The organism is Halorubrum coriense DSM 10284 (assembly GCF_000337035.1).
Classification (GTDB): domain Archaea; phylum Halobacteriota; class Halobacteria; order Halobacteriales; family Haloferacaceae; genus Halorubrum; species Halorubrum coriense.
This window is the reverse complement of record NZ_AOJL01000009.1, coordinates 1-18,348: the sequence shown is the minus strand read 5'-3', so window position 1 is coordinate 18,348 and position 18,348 is coordinate 1. Positions and strand designations below refer to the sequence as shown.

Here is an 18,348-nt window from a genome sequence, read left to right as displayed (position 1 = left end):
CCGCGTGTGGACCTCGACCGCTTTGCCGCCGACGCTCCCGAGGACGACGCGCCGGGCGACGCCCGGGTCTGTGTCGTCGCGACGCAGCCAGACACCTTCGAGCGCTGCCGCGCCGGCTTCTACCCGGCGCCGCGCTCGTACGACCGCACCCGCGCCGACTTCGCGTACATGGCCTTCTACCGCACCGCGCCAGTGTCGGCGATCACCCACTACGCCCACGTCGACGCCCGCACCGAACAGGCGCGCGGCGAGCCGGGACCGATGAACGAGGCCGACTGGGCGGCGCTTATCGACCCGTTCTCCGAGGAGCGCGTGGTAGTCGTCTTCGAGTTCGACGAGCTGGTGCCCCTCGATAGCCCCGTCGAGAACGACCTGAACGGCGTGCGCGGCGCGTGGTACTGTACCGTCGCCGACCTCCGCGAGGCGGCGACGCTGTCGGGGTTGCGCGACCGGGCGGAGACGTGATCGGCCGACCGAAACCGGTGAATAGGCGGCAACGCCTCACTACTCTCGATCAGATCACCGTGAGCCCGAGGCTGTACTCGAGTGCCGTATCGACCCCCTCCATCCGCTCTTGCGGTAACGATCCGAGGTTCTCAGTAATGCGGTGATCGATGGAGATAGTTCGAATCTGACTACAGAGTGCGACCGAATCCTCCCGAAGCGCACATTCGTCGGCCGAGACGAACACCTCAAACGGATAGCGCTGCTCGCCGAACGAGGTGGTGAACGGAACGACGATCGTCGTCGGTGCGTTCGCATTCCCGACATCATTCTGGACGACGAGACACGGACGCGTCCCTCGCTGTTCAGACCCTTCGGTCGGATCGAGTTCGACGATAACGATGTCCCCACGATGGACTGATATAGCCATCTACCAGTCCGGGCTGTCGCCAAGGTGGTCATTCGCCTCTGTCGAGATGCCCTCTAGTTGCTCGGCAAGTTCACCGGTCCGCTGGGCCCGTCGGCGATATCCCTCAGCCAACTCCTCGCGAGTGACCGCGCGTTCAATGACGAGCTGCCCCGCCTCTTCGCGGATCACAACATCGTCGCCGCCCATGAGTCCGAACCGTTCTCTGAGCTCCTTCGGGATGGTTACCTGACCTCGCTCCCCGATCTTCCGACGTTCACCCTTGCTCATACACATTCATATCATATTCATACTGGTAAACACTTCGATGGGGGCCCTCAGTCGGTGATCATCACGGAGGATGTCAACCGCCGTCGGCGCGCACGGACGGCTTGGCGGTATCGTCAACGGCCGCAACGCGCTCGTGCGCGGTCGGCGCCGTCGCGGCGTGCTCGGGGTGGAGACAGGCGAACAGCGCCTCCAGCGAGTCGACGAGCCGGTGGCTCGGGCGATTGAAGAGCCCGTTGCCGTCGACCGCGTACGCGCGCCCATCGACCACGGCAGAGAGGTCGTCGAAGCCCGGACACGCCGCGAGGTCGCCGACTGCCTCGACGGCGCGGTCGCGGCCGAACCCGCAGGGCGCGACGACGAGCACCTCGGGGTCGAACTCGCGCACGTCGTCCCACGCGACCGGCTCCGAGGGCCCGTCGGGCTGGAAGGCCGGGTCACCGCCCCCGATTTCGACCATGTCGCGCACCCAGTGGCCCGCGCGGATCGGCGGGTCGGTCCAGTCGAGGACGGCGACTCGGGGGTGGCCCCCGTCGGCGACGGCGCGCTCGGCGCGCTCGCGGATCGTGTCGACGCGCTCGCGCAGATCGCCCCGGAGCGCGGTCGCGGCGTCGGCCGCGTCGACCGCCTCGCCGATCCGCACCACGTCGTCGAGGGCGTCGGCGAAGGAGTGCGGGTCACACACGAGCACGTCGGGCGCGCGGTCGAGTCGCTCGGCGGCCGCACGGACCTCGCTCGCGTCGACCGCGCAGATGTCGCAGGTGGCCTGCGTGACGAGGAGGTCGGGGTCGAGGGCCGCGAGCCGCTCCTCGTCGAGGTCGTAGACCGCGCCGTCAACTTCGCGCATCTGTTCGTCGATGTCGGCCGCCGAGCGGTCCGCGTGGTCGACGACCGTGCTTGTCAGCGTCGGAAGCTCGCGGGCGGCGGCCAGGTGGTCGCAGCTGTGGGAGACACCGACCGGCTCGACGCCGAGCGCGAACAGCGTCTCGGTGGCGGAGGGCAGTAGTGAGGCGACGCGCATACTTGATATGAGTCGGTCGGACGTGAAAAGCCAGGGGTCGCACGGAGCGAGTGTGTGGCCACCCCGACTCGTATACGAACGGAGCGCTGTAGTGGACCGATAACGGCGGCCGGGTTAGTTTCAGGGGAAGAACTTCCCCGGCTCGTCGTGTCGGAACGTACCGAGGTGGGTCGCGTCGAGTTTCTGGACGTGGGTGTACACCACCCCCTCGTCCTCGGCCACCGACTGGAGCGACTGTCCGTGTTGTTCGTCATACTGCGCAGCGAGCAGGATCGCGTTCCGTGACGGTGCGTCAAGCAGTTGGAGAAGGAAGAACACCTTCCCGGCGATCTCTCGGTGGAACACGTCGTAGCGCTCGAAGCCGCCCGCCTCGAACGCCTCCCGGAACGCCGACTCGTGGTTGCCGGGGATCACGTGAACGAAACCGAACCGATCCTCCTCGCCGACATCGGGGATCTCGGGCGCGGCGTGGCCGACCGGGATCGCGACTGTCTCCCACCCCTCTGTTTCGAGTTCGGACGCGATCGATTCCATCTCCTGTAGCGTTCGGCGCCACGCGTCTTTTCGCGCCTCAACGCTCGCCGGGGTGTCATCGGTTGGTTCGGGCACGATCCGAGATATGGAAATGCTAGTTAAATACCTCCCGACGGCGTCAGACGCCGAACGCCGCCTCCAGTCCGAACGACACGAGGAGGATCGCCAGCCCCGAGAGGGACCGTTTCGTGCCGAGAGCGAAGTGCCGTCCGGCGGGGAGGCCGAGACGTCGGGTCAGCGAGAGTCGGTCCACGACCCGCTGCGTCCGAGTGGCCGCGTCGGGATCCGGCTCTCGGACGTCCGACGAGTCGGTCGGCCAGAGCTGTGCGACACCGACGCCAACCTGTAAGAACCCGCCGACGAACAGCAGGTGCTTGAGGACGACCAGCGGCTCCGCGAAGAACGCCCCGACGGTTAACCCGACGAGCGACGCGGCTCCCGCCGTGAGGACGGCGTAGATGACGCCGTCGACTGTCTTGGAGAGAAACACCGCGACCGGATACGTCCGATCCGCCGACATCACTCGGATCTGAGGGTCGGAGACGGTGGATCGTACTCCGCGGTATGGCGATGGCAGTAGCTAGACCGCCCGTCGTCGTCGACGGTGTAGTACTCGGGCGTGTCGGTGTCACACGGGCCACCGATCTCCCGTTTCAAGTAGCTCTGAGCGGCCTCGGGGTTCCCGTCGGTCACCTCGTGGACGACGCGGTCGACGTGGGTTGACAGCTCGGGCGGGAGGTCGACGCCACCGAACACTTCCTCGACGATCTCGTCGATGTCGGAGAGTCGCGTCTCCAGCCCGAGCAGTTCGCGGGCGATCATGGCTATCGAGCGGTCGGTACGCGCCCGTTCTCGCAGGATCCCTCGGAGCTCTTCCATCGCCCGCCAGACGTCGTCGTCGACGGAGCGGTACTTTTCGGGGCGGATCTTCGTCGGGCAGCGCGTTGAGAACGGACAGCCCTCCGGCGGATTCCGTGGACTCGGCGGCGCCCCGCGGAGCGTGATCCGTTCGGACTCGGCGTAGGGATCCGCTTCGGGAATCGCCGATAGCAGGGATTGAGTGTACGGATTCGCGGGGTTTTCGAACAGTCGTTCGGTCTCGCCGAGCTCCATGATATGGCCGAGGTACATCACCGCGACGCGGTCGGCCAAGTGGCGGACGACCGAGAGGTCGTGGGCGATCAGCAGGTACGTCAGATCGAGGTCGGATTGGAGGTCCCGGAGCAGGTTCAGGATCTTGGCCTGGACCGACACGTCGAGCGCCGAGACCGGCTCGTCGAGGACGAGGAACTCAGGTTCGAGCGCGAGCGCGCGAGCGATCCCGATACGCTGACGCTGGCCGCCAGAGAACTGGTGAGGGTACCGGAAGTAGTGATTCTCCGAGAGTCCGACCTTCTCCAGCAGTTCGCGCACCCGCTCGTCGCGTTCCGATTTCGTTTTCCAGTCGTGAACGTCGAGCGGGTCGCGGATCAGCTCCCCGACGGTCATCCGCTCGTTGAGGCTCGAGTCGGGGTCCTGAAACACCATCTGTGCGTTCCGTCGCCACTGCTTGAGATCGCTGCCGGAAAGCGTCGTGATATCGGTATCGTCGAACCGGATTTCGCCGCTCGTAGGCGTTTCCAGCCGAATGAGCGTCCGCCCGAGCGTGGTCTTTCCGCAGCCGGACTCGCCGACAAGCCCGAGCGTCTCTCCGCGATGGATATCAAAGCTCACGCCGTCGACAGCTTTTACCGGATCGTCCGAGAGGAAGCTGTCCGCACCGTAGTGTTTTCGCAGGTTACGAACGCTGACCAGCACCTCGTCGTCGGCAGTCGTCGCTTGATGCTCTTGTTCGGGCGTCGTATTCATTTTACTCATCGTCGGCCTCCGTGTCGGAGTCCTCCATCTGTCGTTCGTGCTCCTTGACCGCTGCCTCCCGAGTCAGACCGTCCGGGTACAATAGACACGCCGCTTGGTGACCCCCCCTCCCGGATTCGACGTCGACCGGCGCGGGGTGGACCTCCTCGCACGCGTCGAACTTCTTCGGACACCGCGGGTGGAACCGGCAGTCGGTCGGTGACTCCGTCGGGGTCGGAACGTCTCCGTCAATTGTCCTGAGGTACGTCTCGTCGGGGAATCGACCGGGAATGCTCTTCAGTAACCCCTCAGTGTACGGATGAGCGGGGTTCTCGAATATCTCTCCGACAGGGCCGGATTCTGCGATTTCGCCGGCGTACATCACGTTCACCCAGTCGCTGATCTCCGCGATCACGCCCATGTCGTGGGTGATGAAGATGATGCTCAGGTTGCGCTCTTCCTGGAGCTCCTGAAGTAACTCGAGGATCTGCGCTTGGATCGTCACGTCCAGCGCAGTCGTCGGTTCGTCGCAGATCAGCAGCTCCGGGTCACACGCCAGCGCCATCGCGATCACCACACGTTGGCGCATTCCGCCAGAGAACTGGTGGGGATACTCGTCGAGTCGCCGCCGGGCGTCGGGGATGCTCACCGATTCGAGGAGGTCGATCGCCGCCTCGTCGGCCGCGTCGCCCCGAATCCCCTGGTGGACCCTCAGCGTCTCTTTGATCTGGTTGCCGACCGTGTACACCGGGTTCAGGCTAGTGAGCGGGTCTTGGAACACCATTGCGATCCCGCTGCCTCGCACCTCGCGGTATTCGTTCTCCGTCATCCCGGTCAGCTCACGCCCCCGAAACTCGATCGAGGAGTCGTCCCCGATCCGGCCGGGAGCGTCGACCAGCCCCATGATCGAGCGGGCCGTTACGCTCTTGCCGGACCCGGACTCGCCAACGATTCCGACGGTCTCGCCTTCTCGAACCTCGAAGGTGATCCCCTCGACCGCCCGAACGGTCTCCTTGTCGGTGTGGAACACCGTCTGTAGGTTCTCCACGGCGAGCATGGTTTCGTCGGCACTGGCGGTGGCCGGATGAGGCTCCGGGGTTCGGCTCATGCGCCACCCCCACCGGCGGCGGCAGCTGTCGCTTCGTCGCCTTCGGCGCTCTGCGGATCGACAGCGTCGCGGATCCCGTCCCCCATCGCGTTGAACGCGGTGACGACCAGCGTGATCAAGAACCCCGGGATCAGCGAGATGTGCCACGAGGCAGAGGCGACGTACGGCTGGCCGACGCTAATTGCTCGCCCCCACTCCGGTGTCGGTGGCGTGATCCCGAGCCCGAGGAACGAGAGCCCGGCAACGGAGATGATCACCCCGCCGAGCGTGAGCGAGGCGTAGATCAGCATGTAGCCAACGATGTAGGGCGCCATGTGCTTTCGCATGATCTGAGCGGGGTGTTGCCCGTAGTTTTTAGCGGCGTCTATCCACTCCTCCTCTGCGACTTGGAACGATGGACCGCGGATCGCTCGCCACAGGTACGGCCAGTATATGAGGGTGAACAGCGCTATGAACAGCAAGGCACCGTTGTACACCGTCGCTATCCAGGTGTTTGAGAACACCACCGCGGCTAGAATAAGTATCATCAACACCGGCAACGCCTGGATCGAGTCGCTGGTGACGACCAGCGCCAAATCAACGGCGCCTTTGTAGAACGAGGAGATCATCGCGAACGACATCGCGAGGGCGCCGGCCCCGAGCATCGAGCTGACGCCGATGAACAGCGAGATGCGTGCTCCGTACGCGAGGAACGTGAACAGGTCCTTCCCCGAAGGCAGGGTGCCGAACGGGTGGAATCTGTTGAAGTTGTCGTACTCCCACGGGCCGACGTTGCGCGCGACCGATCCGACTGAGGTCGACTGTCGGTTCGCCGCTCCGGCCGTCGTCGTTTGAACCTCACCGGTCTCTTCGGAGAAGTACTGGATCTGGTTGGAGTACGGGTCCTGAATGTTCTGTTCCATCGTCGTCGGACTCACGACGGGCGCGAACAGCGCCAACAGGAGGAACAGAGCGACGATAACCATCCCGAACTTCCCCCACTGGTGGCTCCTGAGCCGGTCGATGATATCATCGGTCGGGGTCCAGTCCGCGACTCGGTAGTGGCGGCGGAACGTGATATACCCGAACCACAACCAACCACACCAGACCGCCCCATAGACGACGACCAGGGCGACCCGAATGAGCCAGGCATACTTCGGCTCAAGCCCGAGGAATGTGCCCGCCCACTCTTCGCCGGTGTAATACCCCCGGTTCGGCACGAGATCGCGTGAGATCAGCGTCGGGAGCGATTGAGATGTACTGACCGCGCCTGAGAGCGGGGCAGTCCCGAGGGTAAGCCGGAGGAGGTCGTTCGCCACACCCAACACGAAAGAGAGCACTGCCCCGAGTTCGACCAAGAGGAGGAGTGAGACCCCCGCCAGCCATCGAGCGAACGGAGCAGGGTAATCGCGCATACGGTCACGGTACGTCGTCGTTGTTGCCGTTTGGTCAGCGGACATGGATTATTGATCCTCGAATCCAACGCGGGGATCCAGTACCGTGTACAGCAGGTCCTGGATGATGTTGAGTACGACCAGCGTCAGGATGAACACGAACAGTAGCGACGAGACCAGCGGCAGGTCTCCTTGGATTGCCGACTGGAAGAAGAGGTATCCGATTCCGTTGATCCCGAACACAACCTCGACCAGCACGGAGCCGCCGATCAGCAGAAACGCCTCGCCGGTAATAACCGGAACGAGCGGGATCATGGCGTTCCGGAAGATGTGCTTCCAAACGATGTTACGCCGGCTCATCCCCTTCGCTCGGGCGGTTTCGACATATTTCGAGTTCACCGTTTCCAGCACAGCGGTCCGGCCGATCCGCATCTCATTCCCCATCGACGCCGATCCCAACACCAGCGCGGCCGGAAGGATCTGTTTCGTCGCCCCAAGCACGACGGGCCACGTCTCTCCGGGCGCCGTGATCAGGCTGAGCGGGTCACCGAGGAACCCCAAGGGCGGGGGGGTTACGATGTTGGTCTCGACGAGAAAGGTGGCCCACTCGAAGCCGAACAATTTCTCGGACTGAGAGAGGACGGAGACGAGGATGATCGCGAGCCAGAAGTTCGGCATGGCGCGCCAGACGATCCCCCCAAACGAGGCGAAGTAGTCGCTCAGCGTGTTGGGGTTCAACCCCGCGTAGAACCCGAGCGGAATGCCGATAAACAGCGGGATCAGTATCGACCAAAACCCGAGCCACAGGGTACGCGGCGCGTACGACGCGATGAGTTCGTACGCGCCGTCGCCAGGGCTTATCACCCATGACTGGCCAAGATTAAAAGTAAACAGGTTCCACATGTAATCGAGATACTGGTCCCACAGCGGGTCGTTTAGCCCCAACGACTCTCTTAGCTGCTCGTACTCGGTTGGATCACCGGACGGACCCAGGATTGCTGCCGCGGGATCGATCGGGCCGGCGCGGATGATCAGGAATGCCACCGTCGTCCCCAAGATGAGCACGGGTATCGAGAGGAGTAACCGACGGAGGAAGTAGTTCCACTTGGCCATTAGTGTGTGATATGCTACCTCGTATCGAATATAAAGTTTTCAATAGTCAACATCATTGCCCGTTCATGACATGTTTTATACATCACCTCCATGTGCCTTCCCATGGGATCTGGTAACACAGACGCCTCACGGCGGACATTCTTGAAAACAACTGGTGCGGTGGCGACTGGTGCGGCACTGGCAGGTTGTACCGGCGGCGACGAACCGAACGACAGCGGCATGAACGATACGGACTCGGGGACGGATGTCGGGTCAGACACCGGCGAAGACGGTGGCGACGCCGGGAATGAGCTCCAGCTCATCAATGCGACGATGACTTCCCTCGATCCGGTTCAGGCGTCGGACACGGCCTCATCGGAGGTCACGACGCAGATCTTCGACGGCCTGTTGAACTGGGTGGACGGCGGCGTTCCGGTAGAGGCTCGTCTGGCCGCCGACTACTCGGTCAGCGACGACTTCCTCACGTACACCTTCGAACTCAAGGAGGGTGTCACGTATCACAACGGCGACGAAGTCACGGCACAGGACTTCGTCTACGCGTGGGAGCGGCTGGCCGCGTCGCCAAACTCCCAGGCGCCGTCGGACATCTTGAGCGCGGTAAACATCGCTCACGAGGAGACCGACGACGGGTCGTACGTCCCCGGCACCCTACAGATGGAGGCCGTCGACGACTACACTTTCGAGTTCACGCTTGCGGCCCCGTTCGCGTCGGCCACACAAGTGATGGCGAACAACCAGTTCGCCGTCTACCCGAAGGGGATCGTCGGCGACATCGAGGGATACGACGGCGAGATAGACCAGGGGACGTTCGCCTCCGATAACCCTATCGGCGCCGGACCCTTCGAGTTTGAGGAGTGGCAGTCCGGGACGGAAGCGACCGTTTTGGCCTACGATGACTACCACGGCAGCGGGCCGGAGGTGGACGGCATTCACTGGCAGATCATCGCGGACCCCTCGGCGCGGTTCAACTACGCTATGAATCAAAATGCCGACATGTTCGCCATTCCAACCTCCCAGTTCAGCGCAAGCAGCTACACGATCGACCGGACGGACGAACAGGGCCGACAGCGCGGCACGTACGAGGCGCGCAACGGTGAAACGCTGTCGGCCACCGGCGTTCCGACGCTGAACTACAACTATATCGGCTTCAACATGCCCGCGGTGCCGAAGCCCGTGCGACAGGCGCTGGCACACGCAATGAATCAGCAGACAATCGCCCAGCAAGTGTTCAAGAACCGGGCGGTGCCGGCGTACCACACGATGTCACCGAACATCTACCCTGGCGGGGCGGAAGCGTACGACCAACACGCCGAGGAGAACTACCCGTACGGGTACAACCAGACCGACCTCGAAGGCGCGCGGCAGGTGATGGAGGAGGCTGGCTACGGGCCGAACAACCGCTACGAACTCGACTGGCTCCAGTACCAGTCGAGTACGTGGCTGAGTGTGGCGAACACACTCCGTGACAAGCTGACCAACGCGTATATCGACATGCAGATCGAGCAGGCGCCGTTCTCGACCCTGCTCGAACGGGTGCGCGCCCTCAACGTCGAAGCGTTCACGCTCGCGTGGATCGTCCCCTGGGCGGCGCCGGACGCGTTCGTCAAACACCTCGATGCATCGCGGTCGGACCCGACCGATGGGCCGGTAGAGATGTACGCCGACTGGCCGAACGACAGCGAGGCGGCCCAAAACGCGGTCGAGGCTTGGGAGCGGATCGAAAACAACCCCCTCGCCAACGACGAGAACACGCAGATCCGTAACGAGGCCGCGATCGCGATGGAAGAGGCCAACTGGGAGGACGTGGCGAATCTCCCCGTCTACCACGAGATCGAACAGCGGTTCCGCTACGACCACGTCGACGTCGACGCGTTCGGTTCCGGCGGGTCCTACAAACAGAAGCACGACACGACGACGCTGGACCGCTAACGGACGGCGATCCACACCGACGCCGGGGATTTTTTCGACGCGTTACGGTCGGCGTCGAGCGCGATCAGCGCCTTCGGGGGGCGGCAGTAGCGGGGCGACGCGTATGTCAGTCGAAACGCGCTTGACGGCAAAAGCGAGGGGCCAGTCGGCGCTACCGCGCGGGGAACCACGCGAGGAGCGGCTGTGAGACGACGGAACCGGCGTACAGCAGCGTCGCGACCGCCAACGCGAACGCCGCCGTCTGGAACCACCGCGCGGTCGGGGCGTCGAGCGTGTTCAACAGCGTGACGGCGAGCAGGGTACTCAGGAGGGCGAACCGCGCGTTGCGCCGGTACATACTTGACTGTGGGTGCGGCGGGTGAAATGGTCGGTGCTTTCGCGGCGGACGCGACGCCTATGCCGCGACGGCCTCCGCAGTCGCCGTGGCGTACGCGGCCGCGAGGTCCGCGTTCGGCAGGGCGTCAAGCGCCGCGGCGCAGCCCCACCGGACCCGGTCGCGCCGCTCGCCGGCCGGGAGCTTGTTCGTCGCCACCGTCTCGGCTGTGTCGAGGGCGGCTCGAGCGGTCGCGTCGTTGCCCTCCGTCGCCGCGTCGGCGGCCGCCGCGAGCAGTTGTTCGAGGCTCGCGCGCACGTCGTGGGGGACCTCGTCGGCGTCGGTCACGGGTCGCTCGGCCCCGCGTCGCCCGCCTCGTCGAGCGTCGCGAGCGCGAACTCCGTGCTGCTGCCGAGCGGGTCGGTCGCGGTCGTCGTCTCGACGTCGGTGAACCCCGCCGCGCGCAGTTGGTCGAGCGTTCGCTCGCGGCCGGGGGCGGAGAAGAACATCCGGCCGCCCATCCAGCCGCGCCGGACAGTCTCGAAGCGGCCACCGGGCAGGGTCATGAGCAGTCGTCCGCCGGGGCGGAGGATGCGGGCGAACTCCGCGTACACCTCGGGGTGGCGCTCGCGCTCGACGTGAAACACCGAGTGGTACGCCGTGACCGCGTCGAAACGGTCAGCCGCGAGCGGGAGCGCCGACATCTCGCCGTGGACGAGCCGGGCATCGGGCACCGTCTCGCTCGCGAGGTCGAGCCCGCGCCGGGAGACATCGAGCCCGACGCTGTCCGGCGGGAGGTTCGCGAGGGTCCGCGCACCGTCGCCGCAGCCCGCGTCGAGGACGCTCGGGTCGGGAGGCAGTTCGGCGAGTAGGTCGTCGATCAGCGCCGCGTCCGACCCGTCCGGGTCGCGGCGGTCGGCGTACGTCTCCGCGACCTCGTCCCACGCGCGGCGCACGGCGTTGCGGTCCATACGGAGCGATCGGGCGCGAGAGACATGACTGTGCTGCCGGGAGCCGTCGCGAGCGCACCGGGCGTCTGCCGGCGAGGTTTATATCGACGCCGGGAGACGAGATCATATGGAGATTCTCCACACCTGCCTGAACGTGGCGGACGCGGACCAAGCCGCCGACTGGTACGTCGACGAGCTCGGGCTCGAACGCTCGTGGGAGTTCACGACCGCGGACGGCGACGCGCGGAATGTGTACGTCGCCGACGGGAACGGCGTCGAGTTCCAGCTGTCGGACACCGAGGGAGCGACGCCGAGCGCGGACGGCGACCGGTACGATCACGTCGCCCTTGGCGTCGACGACGTGGACGTGGCGTTCGACGAGATCAACCACTACGGCGTCGTGGAGCCGCCGAGCGATCACCCCGAGGCCGGGGCGCGAGTCGCATTCGTCGAGGACCCTGACGGCCACGTGGTCGAACTGATCGAGCCGCTGTGAACGAGCGGTTTCACTACTGGTCATTGCCCGGCGCTGCCGCTCCGAGGGCCAGGTATGCGATAAAAAATCGGGGTTCGGGGCGGTGTCGTGCCCGACCGCGTCAGTCGTCGGCCGGGGCGTGCGGCTCCGCCGGGGGCTCGGTCTCCTCCGCCTCCCCCGCCGGCTCGTCGACCGCGTCGACGTCGGGGGAGTCGTCGAGTTCGTCCGCCTCCTCGGACCGGTGACGCGCCTGGACCTCTTCCCAGGTCATCGCCTCGTCGTAATGATGGCACATGACAACTATTGACAGGGGCTAGCCACACGTAAATCTTACGCCGAATCGGAGCGGAGAGCGGTTCTCGCGGGGGATTACGCGCCGGCGTGGGGTTTGACCAGCACCTTGATCGCCTCGCGGTCATCCATCATGCGGTACCCCTCGTCGACCTCATCGAGGCTGACCGTCTCGGTGAAGATCGGCGCGGGGTCGAGCGTTCCCTGGAGCACGTCGGCCATCAGCTCCTCGGCGTACGCGCGGACGGGGGCGACCCCGCCCGCGAGCGTCACGTTCTGCCCGAACATGCCGAACACGTCGAGGCCCTCCTCCTCGACGCCGTACGGGACGCCGACGTAGCCGATCGTGCCGCCGGGGCGGACGGCGTCGATCGCAGTGTTCATCGCGCTCGCGGCTCCGACGCACTCCATCACGTGGTTCGGGCCGCCATAGGTGAGTTCTCGAATGCGCTCGACCGCTGCGTCGCCGCGCTCGGAGACAGTCTCGGTGGCCCCGAACTCCTCGGCGAGTTCGAGCCGGTCCTCGTGATGGCCGACGGCGACGATCCGCTCCGCGCCGAGCCGCCGCGCCGCAAGGACGCCGCAGAGTCCGACTGCGCCGTCACCGATGACGGCCACGGTCGACCCCTCCTCGACGCCCGCGCTGACGGCCGCGTGGTGGCCAGTGCCCATCACATCGGTCAGGGGTAAAAGCGAGCGGAGCGTGTCCTCGTCGTCGGCGTGGCGGTCTGGCACGCGCACGAGCGTCCCGTCGGCGTGTGTCGACCGGACGAACTCGCCCTGCCCGCCGCCGTTGTCGCCGCCCCATGAGTCGCCGTTCGCGCAGGAGGTGTGGAGCCCTTTCCGGCAGAACTCGCACTCGCCACAGGAGATGGCGAAGGGGGCGAGCACCCGGTCGCCCGGGGCGACCGAGGTCACATCGTCGCCGACTTCCTCGACGATGCCCATCGGCTCGTGACCCACCGGCGAGCCGGGGTCGCGGTCGCTGTCGCCGCGGTAGAACCACAAGTCGGAGCCGCAGACTGCGGTATGCGTGACGCGGACGATCGCGTCGGTCGGTGCCTCGATTTCGGGTCGGGGTCGCTCTTCGACGCCGATCTCGCCGGGAGCGTTGAACACGGCTGCGCGCATGCTGTTTACTTCCGGCGCGCGCGGCAAAAGTGAGAGGGTGATGGAAACCGCTCGGATAGGAATCGAGCGACCGATCAGCCGGCCGTCCCGTTCGCGGGCGGCTGACCGGGCTGCGGCGGCTGCGTCGGTCCCGACGCTCCACCGGGGCCGGGCGGCGTCCGGTCGTTCGTCACGAGGAAGTCGGCGAGGTTGCCGATCAGCGCGTCGTTGTCAGCGCGCCTGGCGTTGTCCGGCGACAGGAAGTCGCTGTCGCCGATCGCGACGACCCCATCGTTGCGGACTAAGAGCGGGGCCTCGGTCGGCGCGCGCGTCGTCGAGAGCTCGCTGCCCGCGATCGGCCGCAACACATCGGCCCCGGTCGCGGTCGTGCCGACGGGCGTCGCAGACGGGAACACCGCCCGGTCGACGCCCTCGGTGAGCGCCATCTCGCGAGTCGCCTCGGCGTAGACGCGCTGGTAGTTCAAGTCGTTCTCCGCCATGTTGTACACGTAGCCCGGCTCGGTCGTCACGTCAAGCGTCGCGTCAAGCGACGCTGCGCCCGGCTCCGAGTACGCTGCGTCGGGCTCGGTCGCGAGCACGACGTGGCCGCCGGAGTCGACGAACGACTCGATCGCGTCAAGTTCGTCCGGCTCGTAGTCGGTTCGGAACGTCACGAATGCGTCGGCCTCGGCGAGCCGCTCGCCGAGCTGCGTCGGCGGGTCCGCGCCAGGTCGTGTAGGCGGTCGCCGCTGGTTCGGATCGGGAACGTACACGCCGACCTCGTGGCCGTTCTCGATGAGCGCGTTCGCCAGCGGCCGGATGTCGCGGTCGGCGACGCCGCCGCCCCCGAGCCCGATGAGGGGCAAGGGGAACGCCCCGCCAGGGCTCGTCGGCTCCACGCCGGGGTCGACGAGAACGGTCTGGGAGCGCGCCGTGGCGTCCATCTCGACCGTCGCCTGCCCGGGCGTGTCGTTCGCGATCAGGTCGGGGTTCTGGTAGTGGTCGTTCTGGATCGCCGGGGCGGGCGCTGCGCCATCGGCGGTCACGTAGCCGGTGACCGCCGCGCCGCCGGTGACCACAGCGAGCGTCACGACGAACGCGGCCGCAAGGGTGGGGAGTCGGCTCATGCGCCGACACCTCCGGCGAGCCGCCCGGTCGCATTACTCGTCGAGCTGTCGGTCTGTGTCGCGCCGCCGGTCCGAAGGTTGGTCTCGGAGAACCGCTCTATCGTGTCGACGTGCGGGACGGCCGGCCAGTGGACGTAGGTCATTCCCATCGGCTCGACGTCGGCGTAGCCGGGGTTGTTGGCGTGGATCGCAACGACCTGCGTGTCGGTCCGGACAAGGAACGGGAGCCCGGAGATTCCACCGGTCTCGCGGGTGTCGACGGTGTACTCGCCAAGGTTCTCCGCGGTGGCCGCGGCGTGGACCGCCTCGTTAAGCGAGCCAATCTCGTCGGCGTAGCCGTTCTGGACGGCCTTGGTGCCGAGATAAACGTCCGCCTTCGCGACCTCCTCGCGGGGCATCTCAAATTCGTCGCCGCGCTCCGCCATCATCGCGTCAACGAACGTGTCCGCGAGCGTCTGCTGTTGAGCCCAGGTTTGCGTCGGGTTGCTCCCGGCCTTGTCGGGGCCGCTCGGGCCGAGGGGCGTCGACGCCGTCCGAGGCGCGGGGGCGTTAAGACCAATGCTGCCGACCGTCGATGTCGGCAGTACATAGATTTCGTCCGCGGGCGCCATCGCGTAGTAGCCGCCCGAGGCGCTGATCGACTGGACACTCGCGATGACGGTCATATCTTGGCTCGTCCGCTGGACCGCCTTGTACATCCGCTCGGAGGCGACGGGCGCACCACCGGGCGTGTCCAGTTTGAGGACGACCGCGCCAACGGAGTCGTTAGCGCGGATATCCGCGAGTTCACTCTCGACATCGTCGGCGAGGGCCGTGTTGACGGGCCCCTCGACCTCAACGACGGCGACGGTATCACTTGGTTCGTTGGTCGCCGCGTACACGCTGGGAGCGAGCACGGCACCGACCAGGGCCGCGGCCAGCACGACGACAGCCACCTGCTGTCGCGACGTGAGGGCCGTGGAGGGCTTGTCTATTGACATCGGCATCTCATACGAGTGAGAACGGTAAGATAAAAACAACGAATATGAGGCGACAACGCCCGCGGATGAGCAGCCCGGGGGCTGAGTGGTCGAAGAGCAAAGAAACAGGCGAGCGGCGTGAAGGCGACCGCGTCCGCGGCCTACGGCTCCAAGACCACTCGGAACCGCGCCTCGTTGTCGGCCATCCGGTCGTACGCCGCGCTCACGTCGTTGAGCGCGTACGTCTCGACCTCGGGGGTGATCTCGCGGAGCGCGCTGAACTCGAGGGTGTCCTGCGAGTCGCGGGCGTCTCCCGACCCCCACCCCTCGACGGCCCCGCGCGTACCGACCAGCTGCTGGGCGTCGACCGACACGGGCTCGCCCGGGATACCGGCGATGATCACCGAGCCGTCGATCCCGAGCCCGCCCACTACGGACTCGATGGCGTCGCTGGCGGGCGCGGTCGTGAGGACGACGCTCGCGCCGCCCAGCTCCGAGAGCCGCGCGGCCGGGTCCGCCTCGGCGGCGTTCACGAAGTGGTCGGCCCCGAGGTCCCTCGCGAGCGACTCCTTGTCCGGGCTGCGCGAGATCGCGACCGTCTCGTAGCCGGCGGCGTGCGCGTACTGGACCGCGAGGTGACCGAGCCCACCGACGCCCACGATCGCAACGAGGTCGCCGGCGCGGGCGTCCGAGTTGCGAAGCGCATTGTACGTGGTGATCCCGGCGCACAGCAGGGGCGCGGCATCGACCGCGTCGAGGGCGTCGGGGATCGCTGCCAGCGCCTCGGCTGGGACGGTCGCGTACTCAGCGTAGCCGCCGTCGAAGCTCAGGCCGGTGATCTCGGCGTTTTCACACTGGAGGAACTGGCCGCGGCGACACGGCTCGCAGGTGAAACAGTGGCCACCGTGCCAGCCCGCGCCGACGCGCTCGCCTGGCTCCCACGTGTCGACATCGTCGCCGACCGCGTCGACCGTGCCGGCGATTTCGTGCCCAGGCACGCGGGGGTAGTCCACGCCAGGGTAGCCGCCCTCGACAACGAACTCGTCGCTGCGGCAGATCCCGCACGCCTCAACCTCGACCCGGACTTCGCCGGGACCCGGTTCCGGCACGTCGCGCTCGACGAGTTCGAACTCAGCTCCCGGCTCCGGAACGACCGCGGCTCGCATGGTGTCAGTCATCGTGTTCCGTTCCGCAGGAGAGAGGAAAGAACCTGACGCCGGCGGCGAGACGGGTGAACGGCCAAGTCGACAGGGCACCGTTGGTCGGTGGAAGAAGATCAGTCGGCGGCAGCGTCTCGGTTGACCGATGGACCAGACGCGGTCGCAGACGTAGGAACGCCCGCTGTCTCCTCAAAACGCTCGAACCGGATTTGGACGACCTGCCCCTCGCCGCTCGACTCGAAGTCGAGGTGGGCGTCGGAGCGGTCGACGACCCACTGGACGAGCCACAGGCCCAAACCGTCGGTGTGGCGCATCGACGTCTCGTAGCCGCGCTGGATCGTCTCGACAGTCTCTGCCGGGATCCCTGGACCGTCGTCGGCGACGCGGAGCGCGACCCCGTCGCCGATCCGGCGGATCGAGGCCGAGACCCGCGGCGCGTCGCCGCCGCCGTGGACCACCGCGTTCTCCATTACTTCCGACACGACGGCCTCGGTGAGAGGGTGCGACCGGACCCGACACGTCGCCGCGGCGGGGGCGTCGAACTCCGCGTCGGGGTGTTCGGTCCCGAGCCGCTCTATCGCGCCATCGACGACCTCGACGAGGTCGAGCACCGTTTCCATATCGTCGGATCCGTGGGGACCCTCGGAGCCGATCACCGCGCCGATGCGGCGAGCGTGCTCGCTGACCGACAGCAGCCGATCGACGTTCTCCTCCACGACCGCGGCGCTCTCCTCACCGCCGTCGGCACGCTCGGTGAGGAGTTCCACGCGGCCGCTGATGACCGTCATGGCGTTCCGGATGTTGTGGCGAAGTACGCGGTTCAACACCGTGAGCTGGGCGTTCACCCGTTCAAGCTGGTCCTGCGTGTGCCGCTGTTGCGCGTCGGTCAGCCCGAACGTGAGTCCGAACAGCGACCCGATCGACGCCGCGCCGGTGACAACGACGAACGGCCGCTCCGGCGGCGGTCCTTGACTCGTCTCGTAGGTGACGAAAAGCAGCGCGACCGCGCCGAGCGTCAGCGCCCCCAGCGCGCTCCACCCTGTGACTCGAAGGGTGTACGCCGGGGAGAGCGGCGACCGGGCGACCGGAACCGTCGCGGCAACGACGAGCGAACTACAGACAATGGGAACCACCGCGCCGCTCACGATCGCGACAGGGTCGGTCATCACTGACAGCAAGGCGAGGTGGTACCCGAGCGGCACGAGACCCACGGCCGCAAGCAGCCCGAGTTCAGCGGCGTTTTGGAGCCGTGTGGTCCACATTGTTCTCACAGATTCTGTAACCGTGTTTAACAGTTTTCGACGCGGTATCAGTTTGGAGAATTCCAAACCGACGTCAGTGAGACACAAGGGCGAAGGCCGCAACCGGGGCGAAGACTGGCGAGAGGTCAGTAACCCCTACTAGAAGGAGCGACGCTCTCAGATCCCGCCAGCGGCCATCGCGAACAGCGCGACGGCGATGGCCGCGAACAGGCCGCCGACGCCCGCCTTGATCGTCTGCGTGTTCAGCGCCGTCGAGACGTACGGCGCGATCTGGCCCCCGAGCGTCGTCGCCGGAACGGTCCAGACCACCATGTTCCACGGTGTCGTCGCCAGGTCCATCGTGTGCCCGCCGACCAGTCCGCCGCCGAACACGTGGACGACGGACGCCAGCACGGCGGTGGTCGCGACGACAATGTGATTCGTCCCGATCGCCACGCGGACCGGGACCTGCGTGCGGAGCATGGAGATGATCCCGAGCTCGCCGATGCCGAAGCCCGCGAGCCCCTGGAACACGCCGCCGACGCTGTAGTTGAGGAACCGTTCGAGGTAGCCGCCGCGCGAGTAGACGTAGTCGTCGCCGTCGCGGTCGACCCGGGTGACCGTGCCGGAGTCGTCCGTCTCGACGCCCGCGGGCCCGAGCTTGTTTGCG

At 66.3% G+C, this 18,348-nt stretch carries 22 protein-coding genes; 3 read left to right on the top strand and 19 right to left on the bottom strand.

Annotated features, from left to right (window positions below; translation table 11 throughout):
• The first annotated feature begins 6 nt into the window (after positions 1 to 6).
• Positions 7 to 465: a hypothetical protein gene (locus tag C464_RS01440; RefSeq protein WP_006111704.1), complete on the top strand. Its 459-nt coding sequence runs from the start codon at positions 7 to 9 to the stop codon at positions 463 to 465.
• A gap of 49 nt (positions 466 to 514) precedes the next feature.
• On the opposite strand, the gene C464_RS01435 is transcribed toward C464_RS01440, so the two are convergent.
• The 9 genes from C464_RS01435 to C464_RS01395 all read right to left on the bottom strand — a co-directional run bounded on the left by C464_RS01435 (position 515) and on the right by C464_RS01395 (position 8,123).
• On the bottom strand, positions 515 to 874 hold the full coding sequence (locus tag C464_RS01435) for a type II toxin-antitoxin system PemK/MazF family toxin (RefSeq protein WP_006111702.1): 360 nt from the start codon (positions 872 to 874) through the stop codon (positions 515 to 517).
• A complete protein-coding gene (locus tag C464_RS01430; protein WP_049910756.1) occupies positions 875 to 1,141 on the bottom strand; it encodes an AbrB/MazE/SpoVT family DNA-binding domain-containing protein in 267 nt (88 codons plus the stop codon).
• A gap of 73 nt (positions 1,142 to 1,214) precedes the next feature.
• Entirely contained in the window at positions 1,215 to 2,159 is a 945-nt protein-coding gene (locus C464_RS01425; protein ID WP_006111700.1) for an ABC transporter substrate-binding protein, read from the bottom strand.
• Positions 2,160 to 2,279: 120 nt separating this feature from the next.
• Positions 2,280 to 2,768 (bottom strand): DUF7529 family protein, encoded by a 489-nt coding sequence (locus C464_RS01420; protein WP_204365981.1) that lies wholly within the window; start codon positions 2,766 to 2,768, stop codon positions 2,280 to 2,282.
• 43 nt (positions 2,769 to 2,811) lie between these two features.
• On the bottom strand, positions 2,812 to 3,213 hold the full coding sequence (locus C464_RS01415) for a DUF7555 family protein (RefSeq protein WP_006111698.1): 402 nt from the start codon (positions 3,211 to 3,213) through the stop codon (positions 2,812 to 2,814).
• A complete protein-coding gene (locus tag C464_RS01410) occupies positions 3,213 to 4,541 on the bottom strand; it encodes an ABC transporter ATP-binding protein (RefSeq protein ID WP_006111697.1) in 1,329 nt (442 codons plus the stop codon). The genes C464_RS01415 and C464_RS01410 overlap by 1 nt, the downstream gene beginning before the upstream one ends.
• A gap of 1 nt (position 4,542) precedes the next feature.
• Complete coding sequence (locus tag C464_RS01405; protein ID WP_049910754.1) at positions 4,543 to 5,637, bottom strand: ABC transporter ATP-binding protein; 1,095 nt, start codon at positions 5,635 to 5,637, stop codon at positions 4,543 to 4,545.
• Entirely contained in the window at positions 5,634 to 7,076 is a 1,443-nt protein-coding gene (locus C464_RS01400; RefSeq protein WP_049910753.1) for an ABC transporter permease, read from the bottom strand. Before C464_RS01400 ends, C464_RS01405 begins: the two co-directional genes overlap by 4 nt.
• 3 nt (positions 7,077 to 7,079) lie before the next feature.
• Positions 7,080 to 8,123 carry an ABC transporter permease gene (locus C464_RS01395; protein WP_006111693.1) on the bottom strand — a complete coding sequence of 348 codons (1,044 nt, stop codon included), beginning with the start codon at positions 8,121 to 8,123 and terminating at the stop codon, positions 7,080 to 7,082.
• A gap of 219 nt (positions 8,124 to 8,342) precedes the next feature.
• Here C464_RS01395 and C464_RS01390 point away from each other — a divergent pair, with 219 nt between their 5' ends.
• Positions 8,343 to 10,052, top strand: coding sequence for an ABC transporter substrate-binding protein (locus C464_RS01390; RefSeq protein ID WP_006111691.1), 1,710 nt, complete (start codon positions 8,343 to 8,345; stop codon positions 10,050 to 10,052).
• A gap of 151 nt (positions 10,053 to 10,203) precedes the next feature.
• Here the strand turns inward: C464_RS01390 and C464_RS01385 are convergent, their stop codons facing one another.
• Genes C464_RS01385 through C464_RS01375 form a run of 3 tightly spaced genes read right to left on the bottom strand, consistent with a single transcriptional unit; the run spans position 10,204 to position 11,336 of the window.
• A complete protein-coding gene (locus tag C464_RS01385) occupies positions 10,204 to 10,389 on the bottom strand; it encodes a hypothetical protein (RefSeq protein ID WP_006111690.1) in 186 nt (61 codons plus the stop codon).
• Positions 10,390 to 10,446: 57 nt separating this feature from the next.
• Positions 10,447 to 10,713: a hypothetical protein gene (locus tag C464_RS01380; protein WP_006111689.1), complete on the bottom strand. Its 267-nt coding sequence runs from the start codon at positions 10,711 to 10,713 to the stop codon at positions 10,447 to 10,449.
• On the bottom strand, positions 10,710 to 11,336 hold the full coding sequence (locus C464_RS01375) for a class I SAM-dependent methyltransferase (RefSeq protein WP_006111688.1): 627 nt from the start codon (positions 11,334 to 11,336) through the stop codon (positions 10,710 to 10,712). Before C464_RS01375 ends, C464_RS01380 begins: the two co-directional genes overlap by 4 nt.
• A 106-nt stretch (positions 11,337 to 11,442) precedes the next feature.
• Between C464_RS01375 and C464_RS01370 the strand changes: the two genes are divergently transcribed.
• On the top strand, positions 11,443 to 11,811 hold the full coding sequence (locus C464_RS01370) for a VOC family protein (protein WP_006111687.1): 369 nt from the start codon (positions 11,443 to 11,445) through the stop codon (positions 11,809 to 11,811).
• Positions 11,812 to 11,911: 100 nt separating this feature from the next.
• On the opposite strand, the gene C464_RS19090 is transcribed toward C464_RS01370, so the two are convergent.
• From C464_RS19090 to C464_RS01340, 7 genes are all read right to left on the bottom strand, one after another.
• On the bottom strand, positions 11,912 to 12,085 hold the full coding sequence (locus C464_RS19090; protein ID WP_167539327.1) for a hypothetical protein: 174 nt from the start codon (positions 12,083 to 12,085) through the stop codon (positions 11,912 to 11,914).
• 74 nt (positions 12,086 to 12,159) lie between these two features.
• Positions 12,160 to 13,212, bottom strand: a complete 1,053-nt coding sequence (locus C464_RS01365; RefSeq protein ID WP_006111686.1) for a zinc-dependent alcohol dehydrogenase family protein — start codon at positions 13,210 to 13,212, stop codon at positions 12,160 to 12,162.
• 74 nt (positions 13,213 to 13,286) lie between these two features.
• Positions 13,287 to 14,318 carry a DUF4350 domain-containing protein gene (locus C464_RS01360; protein ID WP_006111685.1) on the bottom strand — a complete coding sequence of 344 codons (1,032 nt, stop codon included), beginning with the start codon at positions 14,316 to 14,318 and terminating at the stop codon, positions 13,287 to 13,289.
• Positions 14,315 to 15,304, bottom strand: a complete 990-nt coding sequence (locus C464_RS01355) for a S49 family peptidase (protein ID WP_006111684.1) — start codon at positions 15,302 to 15,304, stop codon at positions 14,315 to 14,317. The genes C464_RS01360 and C464_RS01355 overlap by 4 nt, the downstream gene beginning before the upstream one ends.
• Before the next feature lie 134 nt (positions 15,305 to 15,438).
• Entirely contained in the window at positions 15,439 to 16,443 is a 1,005-nt protein-coding gene (locus tag C464_RS01350; RefSeq protein WP_006111683.1) for an alcohol dehydrogenase, read from the bottom strand.
• 110 nt (positions 16,444 to 16,553) lie between these two features.
• Positions 16,554 to 17,699, bottom strand: a complete 1,146-nt coding sequence (locus C464_RS01345; RefSeq protein ID WP_049910751.1) for a sensor histidine kinase — start codon at positions 17,697 to 17,699, stop codon at positions 16,554 to 16,556.
• Positions 17,700 to 17,855: 156 nt separating this feature from the next.
• On the bottom strand, positions 17,856 to 18,348 hold a 493-nt coding region (locus tag C464_RS01340; protein WP_006111681.1), incomplete at its 5' end, for a sulfite exporter TauE/SafE family protein.